General features: G+C 68.3%; 24 protein-coding genes. 18 read left to right on the top strand and 6 right to left on the bottom strand.

All coding sequences use genetic code 11. The annotated features are described in order from the left end of the window. Window positions 1-22: 22 nt before the first annotated feature. Window positions 23-376, bottom strand: coding sequence for a hypothetical protein (locus ITJ67_RS13785; RefSeq protein ID WP_194678023.1), 354 nt, complete (start codon window positions 374-376; stop codon window positions 23-25). A 389-nt stretch (window positions 377-765) separates the two neighbouring features. Between ITJ67_RS13785 and ITJ67_RS13780 the strand changes: the two genes are divergently transcribed. Genes ITJ67_RS13780 through ITJ67_RS13770 form a run of 3 tightly spaced genes read left to right on the top strand, consistent with a single transcriptional unit; the run spans window position 766 to window position 2,132 of the window. After that, window positions 766-1,047 (top strand): type II toxin-antitoxin system RelE/ParE family toxin, encoded by a 282-nt coding sequence (locus ITJ67_RS13780; protein WP_160072387.1) that lies wholly within the window; start codon window positions 766-768, stop codon window positions 1,045-1,047. Further along, window positions 1,022-1,342 (top strand): HigA family addiction module antitoxin, encoded by a 321-nt coding sequence (locus tag ITJ67_RS13775; RefSeq protein WP_194678022.1) that lies wholly within the window; start codon window positions 1,022-1,024, stop codon window positions 1,340-1,342. The genes ITJ67_RS13780 and ITJ67_RS13775 overlap by 26 nt, the downstream gene beginning before the upstream one ends. 49 nt (window positions 1,343-1,391) lie before the next feature. Next, window positions 1,392-2,132, top strand: a complete 741-nt coding sequence (locus ITJ67_RS13770; protein ID WP_194678021.1) for a mismatch-specific DNA-glycosylase — start codon at window positions 1,392-1,394, stop codon at window positions 2,130-2,132. A 41-nt stretch (window positions 2,133-2,173) separates the two neighbouring features. On the opposite strand, the gene ITJ67_RS13765 is transcribed toward ITJ67_RS13770, so the two are convergent. Next, window positions 2,174-3,367, bottom strand: a complete 1,194-nt coding sequence (locus ITJ67_RS13765; protein ID WP_194678020.1) for a N(5)-(carboxyethyl)ornithine synthase — start codon at window positions 3,365-3,367, stop codon at window positions 2,174-2,176. Between the two features lie 152 nt (window positions 3,368-3,519). On the opposite strand from ITJ67_RS13765, the gene ITJ67_RS13760 reads away from it, so the two are divergent. From ITJ67_RS13760 to ITJ67_RS13750, 3 genes are all read left to right on the top strand, one after another. Then, on the top strand, window positions 3,520-5,757 hold the full coding sequence (locus ITJ67_RS13760; RefSeq protein ID WP_194678019.1) for a hypothetical protein: 2,238 nt from the start codon (window positions 3,520-3,522) through the stop codon (window positions 5,755-5,757). Continuing rightward, a complete protein-coding gene (locus tag ITJ67_RS13755) occupies window positions 5,754-7,526 on the top strand; it encodes an HSP90 family protein (protein WP_194678018.1) in 1,773 nt (590 codons plus the stop codon). The genes ITJ67_RS13760 and ITJ67_RS13755 overlap by 4 nt, the downstream gene beginning before the upstream one ends. A gap of 67 nt (window positions 7,527-7,593) precedes the next feature. Continuing rightward, window positions 7,594-8,205, top strand: coding sequence for a dihydrofolate reductase family protein (locus ITJ67_RS13750; RefSeq protein ID WP_160072375.1), 612 nt, complete (start codon window positions 7,594-7,596; stop codon window positions 8,203-8,205). 52 nt (window positions 8,206-8,257) lie between these two features. On the opposite strand, the gene ITJ67_RS13745 is transcribed toward ITJ67_RS13750, so the two are convergent. Beyond that, window positions 8,258-8,692: a hypothetical protein gene (locus ITJ67_RS13745; RefSeq protein WP_194678017.1), complete on the bottom strand. Its 435-nt coding sequence runs from the start codon at window positions 8,690-8,692 to the stop codon at window positions 8,258-8,260. A 179-nt stretch (window positions 8,693-8,871) separates the two neighbouring features. On the opposite strand from ITJ67_RS13745, the gene ITJ67_RS13740 reads away from it, so the two are divergent. Both ITJ67_RS13740 and ITJ67_RS13735 read left to right on the top strand, forming a co-directional pair. After that, entirely contained in the window at window positions 8,872-9,270 is a 399-nt protein-coding gene (locus ITJ67_RS13740; RefSeq protein ID WP_160072371.1) for a VOC family protein, read from the top strand. Window positions 9,271-9,339: 69 nt separating this feature from the next. Further along, window positions 9,340-9,699 (top strand): DUF2695 domain-containing protein, encoded by a 360-nt coding sequence (locus ITJ67_RS13735; RefSeq protein WP_194678016.1) that lies wholly within the window; start codon window positions 9,340-9,342, stop codon window positions 9,697-9,699. Window positions 9,700-9,704: 5 nt separating this feature from the next. On the opposite strand, the gene ITJ67_RS13730 is transcribed toward ITJ67_RS13735, so the two are convergent. Further along, window positions 9,705-10,067 (bottom strand): TraR/DksA family transcriptional regulator, encoded by a 363-nt coding sequence (locus ITJ67_RS13730; RefSeq protein WP_194678015.1) that lies wholly within the window; start codon window positions 10,065-10,067, stop codon window positions 9,705-9,707. A 138-nt stretch (window positions 10,068-10,205) separates the two neighbouring features. Between ITJ67_RS13730 and ITJ67_RS13725 the strand changes: the two genes are divergently transcribed. The 7 genes from ITJ67_RS13725 (at window position 10,206) to ITJ67_RS13695 (ending at window position 18,489) form a co-directional block, all read left to right on the top strand. After that, the gene (locus ITJ67_RS13725) at window positions 10,206-11,456 is read left to right on the top strand and encodes an NAD(P)/FAD-dependent oxidoreductase (protein ID WP_194678014.1); all 1,251 of its coding nucleotides are present in this window, start codon (window positions 10,206-10,208) and stop codon (window positions 11,454-11,456) included. A gap of 31 nt (window positions 11,457-11,487) precedes the next feature. After that, window positions 11,488-13,053 carry a cryptochrome/photolyase family protein gene (locus ITJ67_RS13720; RefSeq protein ID WP_323741466.1) on the top strand — a complete coding sequence of 522 codons (1,566 nt, stop codon included), beginning with the start codon at window positions 11,488-11,490 and terminating at the stop codon, window positions 13,051-13,053. Window positions 13,054-13,176: 123 nt separating this feature from the next. Continuing rightward, window positions 13,177-13,587 carry a VOC family protein gene (locus ITJ67_RS13715; RefSeq protein WP_194678012.1) on the top strand — a complete coding sequence of 137 codons (411 nt, stop codon included), beginning with the start codon at window positions 13,177-13,179 and terminating at the stop codon, window positions 13,585-13,587. Window positions 13,588-13,746: 159 nt separating this feature from the next. Further along, on the top strand, window positions 13,747-15,147 hold the full coding sequence (locus ITJ67_RS13710) for an MFS transporter (protein ID WP_194678011.1): 1,401 nt from the start codon (window positions 13,747-13,749) through the stop codon (window positions 15,145-15,147). 80 nt (window positions 15,148-15,227) lie between these two features. Next, on the top strand, window positions 15,228-15,665 hold the full coding sequence (locus tag ITJ67_RS13705) for a Rieske (2Fe-2S) protein (protein WP_160072358.1): 438 nt from the start codon (window positions 15,228-15,230) through the stop codon (window positions 15,663-15,665). Further along, entirely contained in the window at window positions 15,662-17,800 is a 2,139-nt protein-coding gene (gene malQ, locus ITJ67_RS13700) for a 4-alpha-glucanotransferase (RefSeq protein WP_194678010.1), read from the top strand. Before ITJ67_RS13705 ends, malQ begins: the two co-directional genes overlap by 4 nt. A 143-nt stretch (window positions 17,801-17,943) precedes the next feature. Beyond that, entirely contained in the window at window positions 17,944-18,489 is a 546-nt protein-coding gene (locus ITJ67_RS13695; RefSeq protein ID WP_160072354.1) for a hypothetical protein, read from the top strand. A gap of 62 nt (window positions 18,490-18,551) precedes the next feature. Here ITJ67_RS13695 and ITJ67_RS13690 read toward each other — a convergent pair whose 3' ends face one another. Then, window positions 18,552-19,358 (bottom strand): CPBP family intramembrane glutamic endopeptidase, encoded by an 807-nt coding sequence (locus ITJ67_RS13690; protein ID WP_160072352.1) that lies wholly within the window; start codon window positions 19,356-19,358, stop codon window positions 18,552-18,554. A 189-nt stretch (window positions 19,359-19,547) separates the two neighbouring features. On the opposite strand from ITJ67_RS13690, the gene ITJ67_RS13685 reads away from it, so the two are divergent. The 3 genes from ITJ67_RS13685 to ITJ67_RS13675 all read left to right on the top strand — a co-directional run bounded on the left by ITJ67_RS13685 (window position 19,548) and on the right by ITJ67_RS13675 (window position 24,298). Beyond that, entirely contained in the window at window positions 19,548-21,416 is a 1,869-nt protein-coding gene (locus ITJ67_RS13685; RefSeq protein WP_194678009.1) for an ABC transporter family substrate-binding protein, read from the top strand. A 153-nt stretch (window positions 21,417-21,569) separates the two neighbouring features. After that, on the top strand, window positions 21,570-23,144 hold the full coding sequence (locus ITJ67_RS13680; RefSeq protein WP_160072348.1) for an ABC transporter permease: 1,575 nt from the start codon (window positions 21,570-21,572) through the stop codon (window positions 23,142-23,144). Between the two features lie 14 nt (window positions 23,145-23,158). Continuing rightward, complete coding sequence (locus ITJ67_RS13675) at window positions 23,159-24,298, top strand: ABC transporter permease (RefSeq protein ID WP_104331556.1); 1,140 nt, start codon at window positions 23,159-23,161, stop codon at window positions 24,296-24,298. 44 nt (window positions 24,299-24,342) lie between these two features. Here ITJ67_RS13675 and ITJ67_RS13670 read toward each other — a convergent pair whose 3' ends face one another. Next, window positions 24,343-24,948, bottom strand: a complete 606-nt coding sequence (locus ITJ67_RS13670) for a hypothetical protein (protein WP_146080229.1) — start codon at window positions 24,946-24,948, stop codon at window positions 24,343-24,345. Window positions 24,949-25,027: the final 79 nt, after the last annotated feature.

Below are 25,027 nucleotides of genomic sequence, written 5' to 3'. Positions count from 1 at the left end.
GGTGTGCGTCTTTAGGACTCGGTCAGAGCTCTGGCGACTCCTGCTGCTCGTACGCGCCGCGCCGGAAGCTATCCCTCTTGAACAGCTCCTCCCTGTCCTTGACCTTCTCGGCGAGGCCGCCGCTCGCCTCGAGCGCCTTCTCCCTCGCCTTCGCCGCCTTGTCCGCAGGCGAGTCTTGTTCGCTCGCGCTCAGCTCCTCCCTGAGGGCTTCGTGCTGCTTCTTGGCATTCTTGAAGGCCTTGTCCGAGGCGGTCTTGTCGTCGCGCATCCCCTGCTCGCGCAGCTCGACCGTGCGGTCGTGGTGTTCCTTCATCTCCTCGTACGCTTCGCTGACCGCCTGCTTCTTGGCCTCGCGCTCGTGCAGCGCCGCGAGCACGGAAGCGCCGAAGCGTTCCCCGTGGACCTGGAGGAAGCGCGCTCCGATGCCATTCGGGACCCCTCGCCTCCTCGATCCGCCCGCCCGAGCGGAGGACCTCGACGCCGACCGCCTGAAGCCTGTTCATGTAGTCGCCCACACTGCTCGCCTGCGCCGCGGCGGCGTCGCACCGCTTCCGGAGGTCGTCCCGCCAGTTGTGCGAGCCCGCCGCGCGGCGCTACACGTCGGCGGTCGTCGAGCGCGTCCGCGGAGCGCGCCGGTGCTCCATCGTGGCCTCGACCGAGTATCCGTCGAGCTCGCGGTGCAGGTCATCCGAGCTGTGCCGCAGGCGGAAGAAGTTCCGCTTTAACGTCTAGCGTTATTGACGCTCTGCGTTATACGCTGACCTCGTGATCAGATCGTTCGGGAGCAAGGAAACCGAGCGCATCTGGCGGGAGCGGTATGTCAAGGGCGTCGATCGGGCGGTTCAACGAGCAACCCTGAGGAAGCTCGAGCTGATCCATGCGGCGAAAGATGCGGAAGATCTGACGATCCCTCCGGGGAATCGCCTGGAGAAGCTGGGTGGCCATCGACGTGGTCAACACAGCATTCGTGTGAACTCCCAGTGGCGTATCTGCTTCGTCTGGAGAGAGGGAGGGGCGGAAGATGTCGAGCTCATCGACTATCACTGACGCGGATGCGATCGAGCCGATCCACCCGGGGGAGATCCTGATGGAGGACTTCCTCGAGGGGTTCGGCATCACGCAGAACAAGCTCGCGGTGTCCATTGGTGTGCCTCCGCGTCGGATCAACGAGATCGTGCACGGCAAGCGCGGCATCACCGCCGACACAGCGATCCGACTGGCGCGGTACTTCGGGACGTCGGAGGAGTTCTGGATGAACCTGCAGTCGAACTACGAGTTGCGGCTCGAGCGCAGGGCTCTGCACGACAAGGTCGCCGCGATCACACCGTTGAAGGTCGCATGACGGATCTGTCGATCGGTGTCTCTGCGCACGGTGACGTCGTCGACGCTGGATGCCAGTCCCAGTGACTCCGGATGCCGCGGATGGCGTGAAGCGGTCGTTCCCCGCTTCGCCTCATGGGGCTGGAGTCGAGATCGACCCGCCGGATTCCTCGCACGTCCCGGCCAGGGAGCGTCGCGCGTCCCCACTCGGCGGGCGCAAGCCCGTGACCGCCGAGCTGGCACAGTTCCAGACGCCGGATGAGCACGCGATGGACGACATCCTCCCCGTCGACCTCGCGACGGTGCGGCTGCTCATCGTTGGCGTCAACCCGGGACTGTGGACGGCGGCGGTCAATGCCCCCTTCGCGCGGCCCGGGAACCGATTCTGGCCATCACTGAACCGGGCGGGCCTCACCGACCACACGGTCGACGCATCGCGGGGCCTCTCTGTGCCAGACGAGCAGCAGCTGCTCGGCCGGGGCATCGCGCTCACGAACCTTGTGGGCCGAGCGACGGCGCGTGCCGACGAGCTGGCGCCCTCTGAGCTGCGCGACGGTGGGCGGCGAGTCATCGAGCGCGTGCACGAGATGCGGCCCGAGGCAGTTGCCGTCGCCGGGATCACCGCTTTCCGCACCGCGTTCGGCCTGCCGAAATCGAAGCTCGGGCGTCAGGAGACGGGGACTGTCGTGGGCTGGCCGGAGGACGTCGCCCTGTGGGTCGTCCCTCAGCCCAGCGGGCTGAACGCGCACGAGACGATCGACACCCTCGCCGCCAAATGGCGAGAAGTCTGGGATTCGCTTCCTGCTGAGTGACGACGCAGACCTCGCGTCATGAACACTCCGGGCATGCTCCGTCAGGATGCGAGCGGCACCTGGGCGGCGGCAACGCGGTGCGGGTACTCGGCATCGCGCCCTTGGAAGCTCAGAATGCTCGGGTTCTGGATCACGCCGTCCCGGATCTCGATCGCGCGAGTGAGCGTCGCGCTCTCAGCCCACGCCTCCGGGCCTTCGAGGACGGGGCGGAGGAACGGGAGCAGGGCCTCGCTGATGTCCCAGGTGGCGGAGTTCCACAGGTAGGACGGGCTGTGGTCGACGGCGTAGTAGTTGACGCCCTGCCCGACCGTGAACATCGGCTGCTCGAACGTCGTGGGCCGTGCCCACTCGAACCCCATGCCCTCGTCGCAGGAGACGTCGATGATGAGGCTCCCCGTCGAGAACCGTGCGAGGTTCTCCGTGAGGAGGTAGGTCAACGGTGCGGCGACATCCTGGAAGGTGCAGTTGACGACGATGTCGTAGGTGGCCAGGAAATCGGGGAGCAGCCAATCGCCCTGCTCGGTGCTGACGGTACTGAGGTGCGTCGGCCCGTCATCCGTGTTGAGCTGCGTGATGTGCGCGTTGTGGATGGGGGAGCCCACGGCCGCCGCGCCGCGCTGCGTGAGCACCTCGATGTCGTGGATGCCGTGCGCGTTGAGCGCCGTCACCGCGCCTCGAGCGGTCGCACCGAAGCCGATCACCACGGCCCTGAGGCGAGGGCCGTAGAGGCCCGTCAGCCCGATGAGGCTGAGCGCGTGGATGACGGAGCAGTAGCCGGCGAGCTCATTGTTCTTGTGGAAGACATGCAGGCTCATGTCACCCTGCGGCGTCCAGTGGTTCATGGCCTCGAACGCGATCAGCGTCAGCTTCCTGTCAATCGCGAGCTGCGTCACCTCGGGGTCCTGGACGCAGTGCGGCCACCCCCAGAGCACCCTCCCTGGTGCGAGCGCCGCCACATCCGCAGCCTGCGGCTTGGGGAGCAGGAGCACGTCAGCGGATGCGAGGACCTCGGCTCGCTCGGCGACCCTGCCGACACGCGATTCCACGTAGCCGGGCTCGAGCTGGAAGTCGGCCCCGTAGCCGCGCTCCACGATCATGCGAGCCCGCACGTCCGCGTCGATCCGATCGAGGTGATGCGGGTGGAGGGGAAGCCGGCGTTCGTTCTCCATCGAGGAGTCGGCGAGGACACCGAGCGAGAGCAGCGGAGCACGGGTGTAGGCGACAGCGGACGACATGGGATCCCATCATTGGGGAACCAGAGTCAGCTCCTGCCCTGACAGTACGCCCATTTCGGGCAGGCACATTCGCTAGGGTGACCGGCAGCCACCTTCCCCAGCGTCCAAGCGTGCGGTGACCTCGGGAAGCAGACCGCAGCCTGGAGGCCCAGATGATCGCGTACTCAGAGATCGCCACGCTCGACCCCGAGCAGCACGAACGCATCCAAGCCCTGTTCGAACGCAGCTCCGCGATCTGGGATCTTCCCGAGGACGAGGGCAAGCTCGAGATCTGGGATGAGTTCATCGAGGACTGCGAACGCGCGGAGTTCCCCCACCTCATCGCGAGCGCCCGCTTCGGCCAGTACACGACCCTCGTCAAGGCGGGACTCGCAGTCCCAGCGCTCGATGCGTACGTGCGGCTCATGCAGGTCATCCACCGCCACGGCGACCTCATCGCGCCCGAGAACGTCGGGCGCATGCTCAATTCCATCGCGACCGCGAGCATGAGGCTCGTCGACGACCCGACGGTGCCGCTCGAGCAGATCACCCGCGCCATCGACCTCGTCGAGCAGCAGATACGACAGCGCGGTGCCGACATCGTGGGCGTCTACGTGGCGCGAGCCGTGGTCTCCGCGGCCAGGGGAGACGCCGAGGCGACGTTCGACTGGATCCAACGGTGGCGATCCGAGAACAGCGTCGAGTGGCGGCCGGACGACTCCGGCGTCATCCAGATGGAGCTGCCGCTCGTCGCACGCTTCGATCTGCCGCGCGCGACGGAGACGCTCGAGCAGCGGCTGCGGATGCTCGAGATCGACCCGGGCCAGCTCGACGCCACGCGCTCCGACGCGGAGAACGCCACGCCCCTCCTCATCCTCCTCGCCTTCTTCTACGTGCGCGCCGGCCGTCGAAGCGATGCGAACCTCATCGCCGACCAGCTCCTCGCCGGGATCGGGGCCTCCCGACTCGCGCGAGACGGGGTCGCGGAGTTCCTCATCCCAGTCCTCGAGGAGCGTCCGGAGGCCGCGCTCGAGGCCGTCGACCACACCCTCCGCAACCTGCACCTCGAGGGGAGCGACTGGGAGGCCACCGCCGCCACGGCGCGCAACAGCATCCTCGCCGATCCGATCGGGGACGAGGGCGGGCTGCTGCGAGCGCTCGCCGTGGAGGCTGCCGCCTCGCTCGACCGACGCGGCGGAACCGACGTGCACTCGCGGGAGCTCGACGAGTTCTGGTGGGCCGGCCTGCCCGCACCGACACGACCGGAGGTGGTCGACGACGAGGACGTCTGGGGTGACGTGGAAGAGCGAGCGGAGACGATCCTCGCGTCCGGCTGGCTGCCGCGCACCGCCTCGGTCAGCATGGAGGAGCCGCCCATCTCCATCAAGCACCGCTACGTCGCGCACCTCGGCGCCACCATGGACCTTCTCTCCGCCGAGACATCCGAGGATGCCGACGCCCTCGCGGCCTCGCTCTCCGCACGCTCAGAGCAGCTGAAGTGCGCCACCACTCGGTACTGCGTGCCGCTGCTGCATGGCCTGCGCGCTGGTCAGCAGGGCGATATCGCGACGCTCGTGCGCGACTTCCGCGCGGCTCAGGTGGAGCTTCGGAACGACTCGGACGCGATCGAGGACTCCATCGCGGCCATCGGCGAGCGCTTCTTCGCCGTGACCGTCGACCAGGCCGTCGCCGCGCCCGAGGTCACGTGGCCGGAGATCGAGGAGCTCATCGAGGCGGAGGTGCGCCTCCGAGCGGTCACCGGGGGACCCACCGCCCACCTCACGCTCGCGCGCGCGGAAGTGGCGGCTCACCGCGGCGACACGGCGTCGCTGCGCGCCGCCCTCTCGCAGCTCGGACCCCAGCTCGAAGCGGAGGGCAAGCTGCTCGATCGCGTCACGGTCGACCTCGAAGTCGTTCGCCTCACCGCGTTCGCGGCACCTGCGTTCGCGGCGGCCACCGCGAGAAGGATCCTCGCGGACGGCGATGCTGAGCAGGTGCGCGCCGCGACGGCCTGGCTGTGCTGGCTGGACGCTCGGTCAGGGGACAGGGCTGCCGCCTCGGCCGAGCTGGCCCGCATCCTCGAGAGTGTCGACGGCGACGTGGACGCGTTCGGTCCGCTGCCCGGATGGGTGCTGCTCGAGGGGATAGCCGCACCCGGCACCGAGCTTGGGCCGCTCATCGACGCGCTGCTCGCGGACGTCGACGAGTCGCCGAGCGACCTGATGATCTTCGCCGCGTGCGGCAGCGCCCTGCTCGCCACGGCCCCCGACGACCCTCGCGGGCCGGACCTCCGTGCGCGCGCCGCCGACATCACCCGCCGGCTGGACGCGCGAAACGGCGATGACCGGTGGAGCACCTGGGTGCGCGACAGATGGTTCCCTGGCAACGCCTCCTTCGGGGTGACCGCATGAGTGGCGAGAGCTTCCGCGTCGACCTGCGCGGCATCGTCGACATCCTGTCCCATCACCTGTACTCGAGTCCGCGCGTGTACCTCCGCGAGCTCATCCAGAACGCCAGGGACGCGGTCGTCGCCAGGAGCGAGCTCGATCCGACCGCGCCCCAGGAGATCGCGGTCGAGGTCGAGGACGGCGGGGCCGTGCTGGTCCGCGACCATGGCATCGGGCTGACCGAGGAGGAGATGCGGTCGGTGCTCGCTACCATCGGCGCGTCGAGCAAGCGCAGCGACTTCACCAGAGTGCGCCGACAGTACCTCGGGCAGTTCGGCATCGGCCTCCTCTCCTGCTTCCTCATCGCGGATCGCATCGAGGTGCGCTCGCGCAGCGCGCGCTCGGCGGACGCACCGACGATGAGCTGGGTTGGGAGCTCGGACGGCACGTTCACGATCACACCCGCGGAGACCCCGTTGCCGGACGCGGGCACTGAGGTGCGAGTACAAGCTCGCGCCGACGACCGAGAATGGGTCGACCCGGTGCGGGTGCATCTGCTCGCCGAGCGCTTCGCCAGCCTGCTTGAGCTCCCGATCTCGTTGCGAACGACTCCCCGGCAGCCGGCGGAGCTCGTCAGCACCAGGACGCCACCGTGGCGGAGCTCCGATTTCGAGGCAGCCGAGTGGTGTCGCCGTGAGCTCGGGTTCACGCCCCTCGCAGTGCTCCCCGTCGACGTCCCGACCGCGGGTGTGGTCGGCGTCGCCTTCATCTCGGACAGCCCGGGGCGGGTCGGGAACCGACACGGCGACACGGTCTACTCGCACGGCATGTTCGTCGCCGACGACAACGTGCAGCTCGCTCCGAACTGGGCCTACTTCGTGCGGCTCGCCGTCGAGGGCGGCGACCTGCCCCTGACCGCGTCCCGCGAGTCCCTCCAGGACTCGTCGGCGATCGGCGAGGTGAAGGCGCAGATCGGGACGCAGCTCCGGCAGGGCATCGAGCACTTCGCGCTGCGCGATCCCGTCGGCTTCGACCGATTCATGGAGGTGCACGCGAAGGGCATCCTCGCGATGGCGGCGGGGGACGACGACATGCTCGACCTCGTGATCGGCCACGTGCCCTGGCAGACCAGCGAGGGCACGATGACCCTCGCCCAGATCCTGCGCATCTCGGACGACGTGCAGTACACCGCCTCGATGACCGACTTCACGGCGTTCGCGCCGCTGCTCCGCGCGAGGAAGGCGCTGCTGGTGAACGGCTCCTACGTGTACGGGAGCGAGATCCTGCGCAAGGTGCGCGAGCGTCGTGGGCACGCGGCGCGCGTTCGGGCATTCGACCCGCACTCGTTCCTCGACGAGCTGCCGGAGCCGCGTGACGATGACGCTGCGGCTCGAGGATTCGAGCCGCAGGCGCGCATCGTCCTCGACCGGCTCGGGGTCGATCTCGACCTGCGGGAGTTCGCCCCGGCATCCACCCCGTCCCTGTTCGTCGCTGCACCGAGCGAGCAGTACCGGGGCCAGCCGGCAGATGCCGACGCGGAAGCGGACCCGTGGGCGGACCTCCTCAGCGCACCGGCGTCGCCGCCCACGCGGCCGAGGCTCGTCATGAACGTGTCGAGCGACGCGGTGCGCTCGCTTGGGCAGGTGCGCGACGAGCGCGTGCGTGCCGAAGCGATCAGCGGACTGTACGTCATCGGCCTCCTGCGGGCCGGCGAGACGCTCGACGAGCGGCACGGTGAGCTGCTCAGCAGCACGCTGCACACGCTGATCGCCGCGGCGGGCTCCCGGGAGTGACAGGGCGAGGAGACCGGGAGTAGGGTCGCGGTCACGGGCCGATCTCACGTCGACGGAAGGACTCCCGATGTCCGACACCACCTGCCACATGTCCATCTCCCTGGACGGCTTCGTCGCGGGTCCCGAGCAGAGCGCGGAGCATCCGCTCGGCCGAAGAGGGCACGAGCTGCACGGCTGGCACATCGGCGACCCACGGGCGACCGACGCCGACGAGGTCGCGACCGGCTGGCTCATGCGACCTCGCGGCGCCTACGTGATGGGGCGGAACATGTTCGGTCCCGTTCGCGGCGAGTGGGATGAGGATTGGCGCGGGTGGTGGGGTGACGAGCCGCCGTATCACGCGCCGGTCTTCGTGCTCACGCACCACGCACGCGACCCCATTGAGATGCAGGGCGGCACGAGCTTCCACTTCGTCACGGGCGGCTTCGACGCGGCCTACGCCAGGGCCGTCGAGGCCGCCGGTGGCAAGGGCGTCGACATCGCCGGCGGCGCTTCCACCGTTCGACAGGCGCTCAACGCGGGGGTTGTCGACGAGCTCACGCTCGACGTTGCGCCCGTGCTGCTCGGCTCCGGCGAGCGGATGTTCGACGGCGTCGAGGCGTTCGACTACGAGCCCGTCGAGGTGCTGCACTCGCCCCTGTCGACGCACATCCGCTACCGGAGGTCGGCCCAGCGCTGACCGCACCAGGCCGACAGCAGTCTGCCGGTCGATTCTCCTCGCGGGGCTCAGCTCAGCCGGCGGCTTTGCGGACGTGGTCCGCGATGGTCTCCTCCGTCTCAGGGGTGAGGCTGATGAGCGCGAACGACGTGACCCAGAGGTCGCCGTCGTCGAGCCTCGCTGCCTCCTCGAACCCGAGCGTCGCGTACCTCGTCGTGAACTTCGATGCCGCCTTGAAGAACACGACGACCTTGCCGTCGGCGTCGGTGTAGGCGGGGAACCCGTACCAGGTCTTCGGCATGAGCTGCGGGGCGACCTCCTTGACGATGCGGTCGACGCCCTCGGCGAGCACTCGATCCTCGTCCGTCATCTCTGAGATGGCCTTCTGAATGGCGGCGTCGCCAGCGGCGCGGTTCTTCCCGGCCTTCTGCTCAGCGCGCAGCTCTGCGGCGCGCTGTTTGACCGCGTCCCGCTCGTCCTTCGACAGTCCAGCCGTCTTCTCCGCCATAGCGAGCTCCTTCTCCGTGTTCCTGACCGGTGGTTCAGAACCAACGTACGACCCATCGGGGCTCCGTGCTTCTCTGAAACTGCTCGGACTCGCCATCGAGGACCCGCGGCATTCCGCTCGCACCCAGCTCCGGCCAGCAGGATGGGCTGGTCGTGATGGGCAGGTCTGAGGAGGCACGCATGGGACTTCGCTGGTATTCGACCGTCGTCGACGCGCACGACCATCGCGCGCTCGCGGCCTGGTGGGCGGAGACGCTCGACTGGCAGGTGAGCTTCGAGGATGAGAACGAGGCAGCGATCATCCCCAAGTGGCTCGACGAGGACAGCCCGGGGGTACCGTTCGAGCAGGTCGGGCCCGGACTCGTCTTCGTGCCGGTCGCGGACGAGCGGACCGTGAAGAACCGGCTGCACATCGACCTCGCCGCCCCGTTGCACGAAAGCCAGGTGGCGCATGTCGACGCACTGCTCGCCCGCGGGGCCAGCCGAGCTGACGTGGGGCAGGGGGAGGACACGACGTGGGTCGTGCTGCGCGACCCAGAGGGCAACGAATTCTGCGTCCTCTCGTCTCGGGAGTCCTGAGCGCCGTCCCGCACACCACCCCCGCCCATGGCCCGTCGGAATGTCGGTGGTCCGGTCCAAACTGTCGGCATGACAGATCAACGAATTGACAGAGAAGCCGAGTCCTTCGTGCGGAGCCTCGCCGGTGAGCTCCTTGCGCCGAGAACAGGGGAGTGCGTGCTCTGCTACGTCGCCGACCAGCTGGACGAGTTCGGCTGCGATGGAACGCATCGCTTCTCGAAGTGGTACCAGGAGCGCCAGGCGCCGCGGGCAACCGCTCTGCTCGAGCGACTCGGCCGCATGGGCGCCTACTGCGACTGCGAGATCTTCCTGAACGCCGCTGATGCCGGCGAGGGCGAAGCCCAGGTTCTTCCAGCCTGTCTGGGCGTTCGCCGCGGCTCGACGCAGCCATGCAGGCTCTGGTGGACTGAGCGCGGAAGCGCCTACTGACCCGGTCAGCGACGCGGGAGCGACCGCTCCGCGCAGGCGACGCACTGCTCGGCGAACGGGCGCACGCGCAGGCGCTGGTCCGGGATTCGCCTGCCGCACGTCACGCACACACCGTAGCTGCCCGCGTCCAGGCGCAGCGCCGCTGCTTCGATCTGCCGGAGCTCCGACTTCGCGGCGTCGGACTGACCCGCGAGCCTCGACCACTCCGCCGAGAGGGGCGCCCCATCGGGGTCGTGCTCGTCGTCATCGTTGAGTGACGCACGATCATGCACCAGCGTCTCGAGGGCGGCATCAGTGCTCGCGACGCGCCCCGCAGCGAGTAACCGCAGGGCCTCCAGGCGTTCCGCGTGCGGGTCAGCTCCATCCATGCCGCCATTCTCGTCCAGCAGGCGCCAGAAGTCCTGACGGAACCCGAACCGCCTGAAGTGCCTGAAGTACTTGAAGCGCTCAGGGGCGGCCCGGGTTGCTCCCGGACAATGGCGCACTACGCCATCGAACGGAGCTTTATGGACACGGACGTCGTCATCATCGGAGCCGGACTCGCCGGCCTTCGGGCAGCGCACAGCCTCGAGTCTCGTGGACAGAGCGTGGTCGTCCTGGAGACGCACGAAGAGGTCGGCGGACGAGTCCGCACCGAGGCCATCGACGGGTTCCTCTGCGACCGAGGCTTCCAGGTGCTCAACCCCGCCTACCCGGCGCTCAGGGAGTGCGTCGACCTGGGGGCGCTCGACCTGCAGAGCTTCGGCGTCGGGGCGATCGTGCGGTCAGGCGAGAAGACGACGACGCTCGCGCATCCGATCCGCCACCCTCAGCACGCGCTGCCCACCCTGCTGAGCGCGCACACCCCGCTCTCCGATCTCGTCGCGCTTGCCCGGTGGCTCGGCCCGACGCTGATGAGACCCGACTCGGAGCAGGCAGGCGCCGACCAGGAGCTCCGCGCCTCGTTCGACGATGCGGGGCTCACCGGCCGCCTCCGCACCGACCTGCTCGACACCTTCCTCGCCGGTGTGCTCGCCGACAGCAGCGGCACCTCGTCTGCCGCATACGTCAAGCAACTGGTTCGATACTTCGCCCTCGGCGCACCGGGACTCCCCAAGGACGGCATGCGCGCGCTGCCGGCACAGATCGCCGCGGGGCTCCACGAACCCGTGCGGCTCGGCACCGCGGCGCGCGACGTCGAGGAGACGTCTGGCGGGGTGAGGGTGACCACGGACCGCGGCACCATCCTGGCTCGCGCCGCGATCGTCGCGGTGGCGCCCGACGAACTGCCCGCGGTGACAGGCCAAGAGGCACCGGAGACCCACGGGCTGACGACCTGGTGGTTCCGCGCCACGGGTGAGCCGCGAACCGGCCCCTTCCTGCTGCTCGACGCCTCGCGAGCCGGCGGGGGACCCGCGGGGCCCATCTGGAACACCGCCGTCATCTCGGAGGTCGCGCGCTCATACGCCCCAGCAGGAGCGCACCTCGTGCAGGCGACGACCCTGCTCGATCGCCTGGACGGTCTGGCGAGCGAGGCAGAGGTGCGCCGCGATCTCGCACGCCTGTACAAGACCTCCACCGCCGACTGGGAGGTGATCACGCACCACGTCATCCCGCACACGCTTCCGGTCCAGCTGCCACCCCTGCGGGACCGCGGGCCACAGCTCCTGGGCGAGCGGGTCGTCGTGACAGGGGACCACCGCGAGACGGGGTCGATCCAAGGGGCACTCGTCGCCGGCCAGCGAGCGGCAGCGGCAGTCGCCGAGTCCCTTGCCTGATCCGGCCAGGAAGCGCGGCAGCCTGCGGCTGGTGTTCCCGCACCAGCTGTTCGAGGAGCATCTCGCTGCACCGTCCGGCACCCGCTTCGTGCTGATCGAGCACGAGCTCCTCTTCCGCCAGTACCGATTCCACGCGCACAAGCTGGTTCTCCACCGGGCCTCCCTTGCGCGGTTCGCGAAGAGGCTCATCGGTCGCGGCTTCGCCGTCGAGTACCTCGAGAGCAGGAAGGAGCTGCCATCCAGGCTGCAGCTGGCCGAGCTCATCCGCCGAGAGGCGCCCCGCCGGGTCACGTGGTTCGACGTGGTCGACGACTGGCTCGAGCGTGACCTCCTCGGCGCGCTCGAAGCGGGTGGCTACACGTGGAGCGGCGACGATGAGCTCGAGTCGCCCAACTTCCTCACGGGGCGAGCCGAGATCGACACGTGGTTCTCCGGCAACGATGCTCGAATGCACGCCTTCTACATCTGGCAGCGCCGGCGACTCGGACTCCTGCTCGACGAAGACGGTGAGCCCCTCGGCGGGCGGTGGTCGTTCGACGCCGAGAACCGCAAGAAGCTGCCCCGCGGGTACGCGCCACCGAAGGTCGCACGCTTCGAGGGGCACCCCGTGCTGCAGCGGGAGGGGACGTTCGACCTCGACGCGCTCCTGGGGGAGGAGTCGGCGGCAGGGAGCGCCGAGCCCAGGAACGCCGATGTCGAGGATGCCATCGAGTGGGTCGCCAGCGAGTTCCCGGATGCCCCAGGTGACCCCACGACGTTCGCGTGGCCGACGGACGCCGACGAGGCCCGACGCCACCTGGCGGAGTTCGTCCGGGAGCGGCTTCGCGACTTCGGGCCCTACGAGGATGCGATCTCGAGCGAGCATCCGTTCCTCAACCATGGGCTCCTGACCCCGGCGCTGAACATCGGCCTGCTGGACCCGAGGCAGGTTGTCCGAGCCGCGCTGGATGCGGCCGACGCGGAGACGCCTCTCGCCTCCCTCGAGGGCTTCGTTCGCCAGGTCATCGGGTGGCGCGAGTACATGCGGGCCACCTACCAGGTCCGCGGGCGGGAGCTGCGGACCTCGAACGCGCTGGACCATCATGGGCGCCTGGCGCCCGGCTGGTGGCGGGGCACGACCGGACTCGAGCCGGTTGACCTCGTCATCTCCCGTGTCCTCGAGACCGGCTACGCCCACCACATCGAGCGGCTCATGGTGCTCGGCAACGCAATGTCGCTGCTGCGTATCCACCCCGACGAGGTCTACCGCTGGTTCATGGAGCTGTTCGTCGATGCCTACGACTGGGTGATGGTGCCGAACGTCTACGCGATGAGCCAGTTCGCGGCGGGCGCGGACATCACGACCAAGCCGTACGTCTCCAGCAGCAACTACCTGCGCAAGATGTCCGACCTGCCCGCTGGCGACTGGACCGCTCGGTGGGACGCCCTCTACTGGGCCTTCGTGGACGACCATCGTGCGGTGTTCGCGCGGAACCCGCGCACCCAGATGACCGTCGCGCTCCTCGACCGGATGGAGCCGGAGAAGCTGGCCGAGCACCTGGCGACCGCGGCCGAGATCCTGCGTCCGTCAGCAGCGGGGGCAGACGCGGATAGCTGATCCACGAAATCGGCCACCGCAGCGCCCGAAAACCTGCGTTCACCTTCTAGAATCATGAGACGACGAGGACCGCGCCATCACAAGATCCCGTCATCACATGATCTACGTGCAAAGGAGCCGCTCATGGTTGCGTCCATGGTCTTCCCGAACTTCCCTGTTGCCGATGTCAAGGCTGCGACCGACTTCTACCTGAGCCTCGGCTTCACCGTGAATCCGATGTTCTCCGATGACAGCACGAGCTGCATCGTCGTGAACGAGCACGTGGCGATCATGCTGCTGCAGACGGAACGCTTCCATGGCTTCCTCCCCGAGGGGGCAGAGGCGATCCTCGGTGGCAACCGTCACGAGAGCACAACAGCCCTGCTCCTCGGCAGCGACGCGGAGGTCGACGAGATCACGTCGAAGGCCGAGGCGGGTGGTGCGAAGATCCACCGTCCCGCGGAAGCCAACGAGTTCGGCATGTACGGCGCCGCCTTCGATGACCTCGACGGGCACCTGTGGGAGGTCTTCCACATGGCCGCGCCTGAGGCGTAGCCAGCCGGCGCCAACCCCACAGGCGAACGCCCAGCGTGAGCTCTCGGCACCACGGCTCCACCTGGCTCCATTGCCGATTGCGGCACAGGGACTGGTGGAGCCGATTCCCGTCTGGCACGGTTAGGCGTCCACTCCACTCCAGCACCCTTGGATACGCACATGACCGAGCCTCGCCCGGCAGACAGCCCCGCCGCCGCAGCACCGCAGGTACCCCTCACGCGCAACCAGCGCCTCGACCGGCTCCCGTTCACGGGCAGGCACCGGAAGCTGCTCTTCGGCTCCGGCATCGGCTGGGCCCTCGATGCCATGGACGTGAGCCTCATCTCGTTCGTCATGGCCGCGCTCGCGGTGCAATGGAGTCTCGACGCCACGACGCTCTCGTTCATCGCGTCCATCGGATTCGTCGGGATGGCGATCGGGGCGAGCCTCGGCGGTCTGCTCGCCGACAAGCTCGGGCGGCGTCAGGTCTTCGCCGCCACGCTGCTCATCTACGGCCTCGCGACGGGAGCCTCGGCGCTCGCGGCGTCAGTGGCGGCGCTCATCGTGCTCCGCTTCGTCGTCGGCCTCGGCCTCGGAGCCGAGCTCCCCGTCGCGTCCACACTCGTGAGCGAGTACGCGCCGAAGCGCATTCGCGGTCGAGTCGTCGTGCTGCTCGAGGCCTTCTGGGCCGTGGGGTGGATCGGCGCGGCGCTCATCGGCGCCTTCATCATCCCGTTGTCCGACGACGGCTGGCGCTGGGCGCTGCTGACGGGCCTGCTGCCCGCGATCTACGCGGTCGTCGTGCGCTTCGGGCTGCCGGAGTCGGTGCGCTTCCTCGAGAGCAAGGGCCGGTACGGCGAGGCCGAACGCGCCGTTCGACAGTTCGAGGAGTCGGCGGGGGTGGATGCGCCGGGAACGTCGGCCGTCGAGGCCACGGACCGCGCGCAGGCCGCTGAGCGCGCGAGTGCGGCGTCCGGCGCGCGGCCGGCCCGGTGGCGCGACCTGTGGGCTCCGGCGCTGCGCCGCAGGACGGCGGCGCTCTGGGCGGTGTGGTTCTGCATCAACCTCAGCTACTACGGCGCGTTCATCTGGATCCCGAGCCTGCTGGTCGGCCAGGGGTTCACGCTCGTGAAGTCGTTCGAGTTCACGCTGATTATCACGCTCGCGCAGCTGCCTGGCTACGTCGTAGCCGCCTTCCTCATCGAGCGGATCGGCAGGAGGGCGACGCTGGCGATCTTCCTGCTCGGTTCGGCGGGTGCCGCCTTCTGGTTCGGCTTCGCGACCACGGAAGGCACCATCCTGGCCGCAGGAATGTGCCTGTCGTTCTTCAACCTCGGCGCCTGGGGTGCCCTGTACGCGATCGGCCCCGAGCTCTACCCGACCAGGTTGCGGGCATCCGGAACCGGGGCAGCGGCCGGCTTCGGCAGAATCGCATCGATCATCGCGCCGCTGCTTGTCCCGGTCATGCTGGCCGCCGGCGGAGGCGTGCTCGTCTTCAGCGTCTTCTCGGCGGCCTTCCTCCTCGCGGCCGCGGCGGCATTCACCCTTCCAGAGCTCATGGGGACCGAGCTCGAGGAGTAGCGTCGCGTGCAGCCCCTGCTCCGTGCGCCGACAGCGCGCGCCGCAGCTCGCCCCAGGCGGTCGCCGACTAGCCTGGAGCCGTGAGCGAACGACAGGATCCTTCACGACGCGGGGTCATACGGGGAAGTGCGGCGGTCGGCGGTGGAATCGCGACGGCGGCGTTGCTCGCGGCCTGCGGAGGACCAGACGGCGAAGGTGCCGGCGGTTCCGCTGCAGAAGCCGATGCGGCGGCAAGCGGATCAATCCCGCTCAGCGAGGTGCCCGTGGGCGGTGGGGCCATCGTCGCAGCCACCGAGACCGTCATCACGCAGCCGGCGGCTGGCGAGTTCTTCGCATTCAGCTCGATCTGCACGCATCAGGGATGCCCGGTCTCGCAGGTCACCGCGGAGCACATCATCTGTCCATGCCATTCGAGCCACTACGACACGAGGACCGGCGAGCCCGTCTCCGGACCAGCCAACCAGGCCCTCTCCCCGCGCACCGTCACCGTCACCGAAACTGAGGTCGAATACTCGTGAGCATCACCAACATCGAGGCGATTCGCGAGCTCGCGGCGAACGCCGGCCTGGAAGTCGAGTACTGGGGCTGGCGGGGCGAGAAGGAGCAGGTGTCGCCGGAGACGTTGGCGGCGGTGCTCGATGCGCTCGGGCTGTCGGCGAACACCGATGACGAGGTGACCGCATCGACCGTCGCCTTCGAGGAGCGTCCCTGGCGGCGCACGGTGCCCGCCTGCACGACCGTGCGAGCAGGGAGCTCCGCGAGCGTCTTCATCCACGTGCCACACGGCAGCGCCGTCACCGCAGAGGTGCGGCTCGAGGATGGCACCGTCCGCCAGCTCGAGCAGGTCGACAACTGGGTCGACCCGCGCAGCATCGACGGCGCGCTCGTCGGGCGAGCCACGTTCGCCGTGCCGACCGACCTGCCGACGGGTTGGCACTCGATCTCCGCCAGCGTCGGCGAGGGAGCTGCCGCCGTGGAACCGGCGGAGTCTGGCACGCTCATCGTCGTGCCGACGACCACGCCATGGCCCGAGCAGCGCTCGTGGGGACTCTTCACGCAGCTGTACCAGCTGCGCTCCTCGACGTCCTGGGGCATCGGCGACCTCCGCGATCTCTCGGTGCTGACCGCCTGGGGAGCCGAGCGCGATGCCGACTTCGTGCTCGTCAACCCGTTGAACGCGAACCCCCCGGTGTCACCGCTCGAGCCTTCCCCGTACCTGCCGACCTCGAGGCAGTTCGTCGACCCCCTCATCCTCAACATCGATTGGGCGGCCGTCTTCGTCGGGGAGCGCGCGCCGCTCTCGGCCTCGACGATCGAGCTCCTCTCGGGGCTCGCAGCCGCGGCGATCGTCGGGAACGGCGTCGACACGATCGACCGCGACGAGGCCTGGGCGCTGAAGGAACCCGCCCTGCGCGCGCTGTTCGAGGCCTGGCGGTCGGCGAACGTGGTCGATGATGAGTTCGAGGACTTCCGACGAGCCTCGGGAGAGCCGCTCGAGCGGTTCGGCGTCTTCTGCGCCATCTCGAGAGTGCACGGCCGCGACTCCCGCGAGTGGCCGGGCGAGCTCGCGACGGCCAGCGGCGCCGAGGTGCTCCCGTTCGCCATCGCGCACGCCGAGGACACCGAGTTCCACGTGTGGCTCCAGTGCCTCCTCGAAGTCCAGGCGAGGCGGGTGCAGTCCGAGGCCAGGGCCGCCGGCATGTCGCTGGGGGTCGTGCACGACCTCCCCGTCGGCGTGCACGCAGGCGGAGCTGACGCCTGGTCGTTCGGCGCGGCGATGGCCCGTGGCGTGACGGTCGGGGTCCCTGCTGACCAGTACAACCAGTTCGGTCAGAACTGGTCCCAGCCGCCGTGGCGCCCCGACATGCTCGCCGAGCTCGGCTACGCGCCGTACCGGGACATGCTCCGCGCCGTGTTCCGCAACTCGGGCGCCGTCCGCATCGACCACATCCTGGGCTTCTTCCGCCTCTGGTGGATCCCGGAGGGGAACACCGCGAAGGACGGCTGCTTCGTGCGCACCGACGCGGAGGCCATGCTCGGCATCCTCGCGCTCGAGGCCGAGCGCGCCGGCGCCGTCGTGATCGGCGAGGACCTCGGTACGGTGCCGCCCGAGGCTCGGGATGCGCTGGCTGAGCGGGGCATGCTCGGCGCCTCGGTGCTCTGGTTCGAATGGGATGAGAATGGTGTCCCACTCGCCGCGGAAGACTACCGGCGCGCCTGCCTGGCGACGGTCACAACGCATGATCTTCCGCCGACGGCCGGGTTCCTGGCCCTCGAGCACCTCGACGTTCGCGAGCGTCTCGGCCTCCTCGAGGGCTCCGTCGAGGATGCGCGGGCCGAGGAGACCGAGACGATCTCGAAGGTCGTGGACCAGCTCCGGGCATCAGGTCTGGTGGGGGAGGATCCCTCCAACGAGGACCTCGTCGTCGCGCTCCACGAATACCTGGCGGCTTCTTCGGCCCAGCTCTTCGGCGTCGGGGTCTCCGATCTGGCCGGTGACCGCCGCGGCGTGAACCAGCCGGGCACAGCTGACGAGTACCCGAACTGGCGCGTCCCGATGACAGATGCGAGTGGTCGTCTGGTGCTGCTCGAGGAGCTGCTCGCCTCGCCGCTTGCAGCGAGGATCGCGGCCTCCTCGGCAAGATCTGAGTGATGTCCACAAGGCGTGTCGACCGGTGGTGGTCCCGGCGGGGCCGGGGCGTTCCCCTGGTCGGCGCGCTCGTGCTCCTTCTGCTGCTCTCGGCCTGCTCGCCAGCGTGGCCTGCGCCCTCTCCTGGCCCGGCTGAGGCGGCCGACGTGATCGCGACTCCGGGGGCGACGCCTGTTCCGACGGCGACCTCAAGCCCCGTGAACGTCCAGGTCGTGGCGGCCCCCCGCGTCGCCGAGAACGAGAACCCCAAGCCGGTCGACGGCGAGCTGCGCTTCACCCGCGGGCAGTGGGCGACGGTTCTCGGAGCGAGTGGAGAGCCCGTCGGGCGTTTCACGGTCACGGGGGTCGTCTTCGGCGTGAAGTGCCTCGCTGAGGGCGCGCCGAAGGCGAAGGGGAGCTACGTGGCCATCCAGCTGCAGGTCGAAGGCTACGGCGCGTTGGGGGCAGAGCGTGACGGCGCGGGCTACGGCCCCGTCTTCGGGTTGAACGAGCTGCAGCTCTTCGAGAAGAACTCCGAGTCGCGCCTCGGCGGTGCCATCGCCGAGGACTGCATGGAGGGCTCGGTGGAGCAGCGCGAGTACGGGGTCGGCGCGGAGTCCGGCTACCTCGTCTTCGACGTGCCCAAGAAGAAGTTCGACGTCGTCTGGGAGTACGGGGAGCAGACGTTCCGCTACGTCAACCTCATGCAGTGATGACCCTCACGCCGTGATGAGGGGGGTGCAGGGGATACCCGCGAACCGCTTCGACCGCGGGCTCAGGTGAAGAGCTGGGGGAGGATTGCCGCAGCCAGGGGGTAGCCGAGGAACGAGACGGCATCGAGGATGAAATGGGCGACCACGAGCCCGCCCACGCGTCCCCTGCGCAGGAACCACCACGAGAACAGCACGCCCATGGCCACGTTCCCGAGGGCCATCCCCGGCCCCTGGTACAGGTGGTAGGAACCGCGCAGCAGTGACGAGGCGACGATGATCTGCCACGTCGCCCACCCGAGCTCACGCAGTCTCGTCACGAGGTAGCCGACGACGACGACCTCCTCCAGCAGTGCCGCTCTGAGCGCGGCCAGCAGCAGCAGGATCACGGTCCACCAGGTGATCTCCTGGGCGCTCGCCTCAACGGAGAGCGTGAGGCCGAGGGCCCGCGTCGCCAGGTAGAACAAGATGCCGGGGATGCCGACGCAGGCGGCGAGCAGGAGTCCCTGGCCCACGTCCCGGGCCGGCTGGCGCGCATCCAGGCCGAGCCTCCGGAAGCCGGAGACCGTCGGCGTCCAGAGCAGCCAGATCACGAGCGCCACGGGGACGAGGTCGGTTGCGACGCTCATGAGCTGCAGGAGCGCGTCGAAGAGCGGTCTGGCGTCGCGGGAGGCATTCAGCGTGGTGGTCTGGTCGGCGAGGGCCGTGTCGCGGGTGGCCCGCTCGGTGAGCGAGATGATGGCGTAGAGGCTGGACGGGAGGATCGCCAGCGCGAGGACTATCCAGATCTCCCAGCGCGTGCGGATGCGCGCGGAACGGTCCAGGGGTGAGGGACCTTCACTGACCGTGACGTCAATGCGCGAATGTGACATGTCGGCAGTCTACGAACGCCGACGGGCTTGTGTGAGATGAACAAGACCCGTTTCGTGTGCGTAACAATCTTCTGAATTGGCAAGAGGGCGCGCGCGCGGGGGCGTAGGTTCAACGGGTATTTGTCGAGAATTCACAGAGTCCGTGGATCTTCGACGCTCACAGCCCCATGTTTTCCCCAAGGAGGTCCTATGAGGACATCACGAGTTATCGCCACGGGAGCCATCGTCGCCACAAGCGCGTTGGTGCTCGCTGGCTGCTCCGCCCCGAACCGCGATCCGGAGATCGTCGGTGGCTCCGCCATCACGGTTGCCTGGAACGACCCGTTCTTCGCGTTCAACGTCAACACCTCGGCCAACAACGCCGCGGCGAACGCCAACATCGTCCACGTCACGTCGGACGGCTTCATCGACTACGACCCAACCCCTGAGCTCGTGGAGAACACCGAGTTCGGCAGCGTCGAAGAGGTTTCGAGCGACCCGCTCACCATCAAGTACACGGTCAACGACGCGGTGACCTGGAGCGACGGAACGCCGTTCGACGGCGCCGACCTGCTCCTCACCTGGGCTGCGAACACGACGCACCGCTCCGCCGGCGAGGTCCCAGAGGCCGAGTACGACGACGAGGGCAACGTCACCAACCAGGACGCGATCGACGCGGCCGCAGACGCCGGTGTCTACTGGGGAACCGACCCGGCTCCCGGCCTGCAGCTCGATCTCGCATCCGCGGTTCCGACGCTGGCAGACGACAACAAGTCGTTCACGGTCGTCTACGACCAGCCGTACGCGGACTGGAAGACCATGTTCGCGCCGGACACGACGGCGATCTCGGCACACGGCACCGTCCAGCTCGCCTACCCGGGCGAGTACGACGACGCACAGGCCGCCAAGGATGCCTTCATCGCGGCCGTCAACGACAACGACACCGCCTTCCTCGGCAAGGTCGCGTCCGAGTACCGCACGGGCTACGACTACACCTCGATGCCCGAGGAGCCGCAGAAGACGCTCTCCAACGGCCCGTACACGATCACTGATCTCGTCGAGAACCAGTACGTGACGCTCACGGCCCGCGAGGACTACACGTGGGGCCCGCTGCCGCACTACGAGACCATCACGATCCGCTTCATCCCGGACCCGCAGGCACAGGTGCAGGCGCTCCAGAACGGTGAAGTCCAGATCGTTTCCGGCCAGCCGACGACCGACCTCCTGCAGCAGCTCGAGGCCACCGAGGGCATCGAATGGGAGTCCTCGCTCGAGGGCACCTACGAGCACGTCGACCTCCAGGTCGCCAACGGCGGCGTCTTCGACCCCGCAACCTACGGCGGCGACGAGGCCAAGGCTCAGCAGATCCGCGAGGCCTTCCTGCTCACGATCCCGCGCCAGGAGATCGTCGAGAAGCTCATCACGCCGATCGCACCGGATGCGACCACCCGCGACTCGCTCGTGTTCCTCCCCGGAGCCGACGGCTACGAGGAATCCGTCGACGCCAGCGGCGTCGACCGCTACTCGGGCGACGACGCGGCCATCGAAGAGGCCAAGGGCCTCCTCGCGCAGGCCGGCGAGGCCAACCCGTCCGTCCGTTTCATGACGGCATCGTCGAACCCGCGCCGCCAGCAGGAGCTGCAGCTCATCAAGGCATCGGCTGAGAAGGCCGGCTTCACGATCGTCGACGCGAGCGCCGAGGACTGGTCCACCGTGCTCACGACGCAGACCGACGCCTACGACGCGGCCCTCTTCGGATGGCAGTCCGAGGGTCTCGGTGTCGGCGAGCCGTCCCCGAACTACATCACGGGCGGCATCAACAACTACTACGGCTGGAGCGACCCCGAGCTCGACCAGATCCTCAAGGACGTCGAAGTCACCCTCGACCCAGCTGAGGCTCAGGGCAAGCTCGTCGACGCCGAGAAGATCATCATGGACAAGTCCTGGTCCGTGCCGATCTTCCAGTTCCCCGGCGTGGTCGCCTGGAGCGACCAGGTCGCGAACGTCAAGCCCGGATTCCTCTCCCCGCAGTACTTCTGGAACGCCTGGGAGTGGGCGCCCGTGGAAGCCGCTGAGTAGTCACACCAGCGTCGATCTCTCGACGCGCTGACCGCCGCGCGGTCAGACCAAGCGACGGCGGGAGTACCGTAGTCTTCTCGACTGCGGGACTCCCGCCTCGTCTGTTCGCGGCCACACCCCGGCCGAATGCCTCCTCCAGAACAGGACACCTCTGTGCTGAGATTCACCCTCCGACGCCTCTTCGTGTCGATCTTCATCCTGCTTGGCGCGCTCTTCATCGTGTACAACCTCGTCGCGATCTCGAAGGACCCGCTCGCGGACATCTTGGAGTCCACGGCTCCCAACAAGGAGCAGCTCATCGCCGCGCGCGTGGAGCTCCTGCAACTGGATGTGCCCGCCCCGGCCCGATTCTTCATCTGGCTCGGCGGCATCCTCGGGTTCTTCATCCCGACCTTCAATGACCCGAACGGGCTGTTCGGCTTCCTCGGCAACAACTTCTCCATGGGCGTCAACATCGTCGGCCAGGACGTGGGACCGCTCATCGCCTCCGCGGTCGGCCAGACCCTGCAGCTCGTCACCGCCGCGACGCTCATCGCCGTCGTGATCGGCGTCGCCGTCGGCGTGACGACCGCCCTGCGCCAGTACTCTGGCTACGACTACACGGTGACGTTCCTGTCGTTCCTCACGTACTCGCTGCCGATCTTCTTCGTCGCCGTGCTTCTCAAGCAGTACATGGCCATCGGCTTCAACGACTTCCTGCAGGAGCCTCAGATACCGATACCGATGCTGCTGCTGATCGGCGTGGTCATCGGCTTCATCTTCATGTCGATCATCGGAGGGCCCGCAAAGACGCGAGCCATCGTGTTCGGCGCCGGCACCGCTGGCAGCATCGCGATCCTCTTCGGGATGGAGCTGCTCGACTGGTTCCGCAACCCGGGCCTCGGCACGGTGCTGATCATCTTCCTCGGCCTCGCGACGGTGCTCATCACCGCGGCGCTGACCGTCGGCCTCTCCCACCGTCGCAACCTCATCGTCACCGGCGCGGTCGCAGTCGTCGGGGGAGCGCTATGGTACCCGCTGCAGTTCGCGATGACCAACGAGATCGGCGCCTGGTTCCCGATCGTCCTCATCGTCGCCTTCACGGCCATCGCCTACTTCGTCGGCAAGTTCTTCGGCGGCCTCGACAAGCGCAACGTCGCAGGCAACGCGGCGATCGTCGGCTTCGTCGTCTCGCTGCTGCTCGTCATCGACCGCGTCATGCAGACCTGGTCCGGCTACTACGACCAGACCGGCGGACGACCGATCGCGACGGTCGGCGCATCCAGCCCGCAGCTCGGCTCCGACCCGTCCATCTGGCTGCAGATGCTCGACGGCTTCACGCACCTGCTGCTGCCGACCATCGCGATCATGGTTATCTCCATCGCGAGCTACAGCCGGTACTCCCGCTCGAGCCTGCTCGAGATCATGAACCAGGACTACGTGCGGACCGCTCGCGCGAAGGGCCTGCCGGAGCGCACGGTGGTCATGCGCCACGCACTGCGAAACTCGCTCATCCCGATCACCACGATCGTCGCGGCCGACGTCGGAGCCATCATCTCCGGCGCGATCGTGACCGAGCAGATCTTCGGCTGGAGGGCGATGGGCTCGATCTTCTCCGAGTCGCTGCGCAACGTCGACCTCAATCCGCTCATGGGCTACGTCCTCGTGACTGCCGCCCTCACGGTGATCTTCAACCTGATCGCCGACATCCTGTACTCCGTCCTCGACCCGCGAATCCGCCTGAGCTGAGAGAGGGCTGAGCTATGACGACTCCGAACTTCACTGAGATCACCTCACCCCAGCCGCACGGCCCCGGGGACGAGCTGACCATCGAGCAGCGAGAGACCATCGGCCTGAGCCAGGGCCAGATCGTCTGGCGCCGCTTCGTGCGCCACACGGGGGCGATGGTCTCGACTGCCGTCCTCCTGGTCATCGTGCTGCTCGTCTTCACCTCCGTCGGCATCGTCGTGCCGTGGTGGGACTTCTCCGAGGGCAAGTTCACGCAGATCCAGGTCCCCGGCTGGTGGGCCTACGACTGGAACTCCATCGCCCCCATCGAGAACGGCGGCAACCCGACCTTCGTGAGCCTGTTCGACTGGGGTTCGCACCCGTTCGGGCAGGACGAGATCGGCCGCGACATCTTCGCCCGCGTCATGCGCGGAACGCAGCAGTCGCTCACGGTCATGTTCATCTACGGCATCCTCGCCGCGGTCATCGGCATCATCGTCGGCGGCATCGCGGGCTACTACCGCGGATGGGTCGACAACGTGCTCATGCGCGTCACCGACCTCTTCCTCGTCATCCCGACGCTCGTCTTCGCGGCCGTCCTCGGCCAGCTCGCCGGCCAGAACGAGGTCCTCCGGGCCTACGGTGCCGTCTCGCTCGCCGTCGTGCTCGGTCTCGTCGGCTGGATGTCGCTTGCCCGCCTCGTGCGCGGAGAGTTCCTCACGCTCCGTGAGCGCGAGTTCGTCGACGCGGCGCGCGTCGCAGGTGCATCAGGTCGCCGCATCATCTTCCGACACATCCTGCCGAACGCCCTCGGCGTGGTCATCGTCTCCACGACCCTGCTCATGAGCGCGGCCATCATCCTCGAGGCCAACCTGTCGTTCCTGGGCTTCGGCATCCAGCCGCCAGACGTCTCGCTCGGTCAGATCGTGCAGGAGTACCAGGGTGCGTTCGCCACTCGCCCGTGGCTGTTCTGGTTCCCAGGTGCCTTCATCGTCGCCATCGCGCTGTGCATCAACTTCATCGGCGACGGCCTGCGCGACGCGTTCGACCCGCGCCAGCGCAAGATCCCGGGCAACGGCACCTGGTCGCGCATGTGGCGCACGCTCTCGTCGCGCGACGGACGCCCCACCAAGGGCGACACGAGCACGGGTGACGCAAGCAAGGCGGATGCGTGACGCGCCTCGTTGCAGAGCGCGCCCCTCGCCTGGTCCTCGACGGGCTAGATGGCGATGAGCGCGCCGACCACGAGCACCGTCGTGATGAGCACAACCGTGTTCACCACGTTCTGGGTGCGCACGACCGGACCGATCGGCGTTCCGGCGTCTCGCTGCTGCTGAGCCCTGCGATGCGTGAGGTTCACGGCGGCGTCGCCGGAGTAGGTTCCGGGAGCCGCGCTCGTGCGGATGCTCTGGGACTCGTCCGTGAGCCGGCGCGGGTCCTTCCAGAGGAGCGGATCGCGCGGGTCCATGCGCTCAGCGCTGAGTCGGTCGGGCGGGGGAGCGGCCCACGCGCTGACCTTGCCCTCCGGCGTCGTGACGGTGAAGCCGCGCGTCGTCTCGACGAGCTCGATCTGCCCGTAGGGCACAACCGTCTTCTTGAGCGGGTTGTTCACCTCGAGCGCCTCGTCGGTGAAGACGACACTCGGGCTCACCAGGGTGATCCATCCGAGGCCGAGGGCCAGGATGGGCAGCGGCAGCACCGAGAGCAGGTGCCGCTCGGCTCCCGGAGTGATCATCACGGAGATGACGGCGACGAGCGCCATCGCGGCGATGACGCCGTAGACGACAAGACCCATACGGGGGCGGAGAACGGTTCGCTCGGACACCCGCCCATTCTCGCAGAGGCCGCACGGCCCACACCCCAGACAGCACGCACTGCAACCGCAGCCCACCGGGAGGCACGCT

Source organism: Pseudoclavibacter sp. VKM Ac-2867 (assembly GCF_015351275.1).
In the GTDB taxonomy this organism is placed as follows: Bacteria; Actinomycetota; Actinomycetes; order Actinomycetales; family Microbacteriaceae; genus Pseudoclavibacter.
The sequence above is the reverse complement of the archived record's forward strand: the minus strand, read 5'-3'. Positions and strand labels throughout refer to the sequence as shown.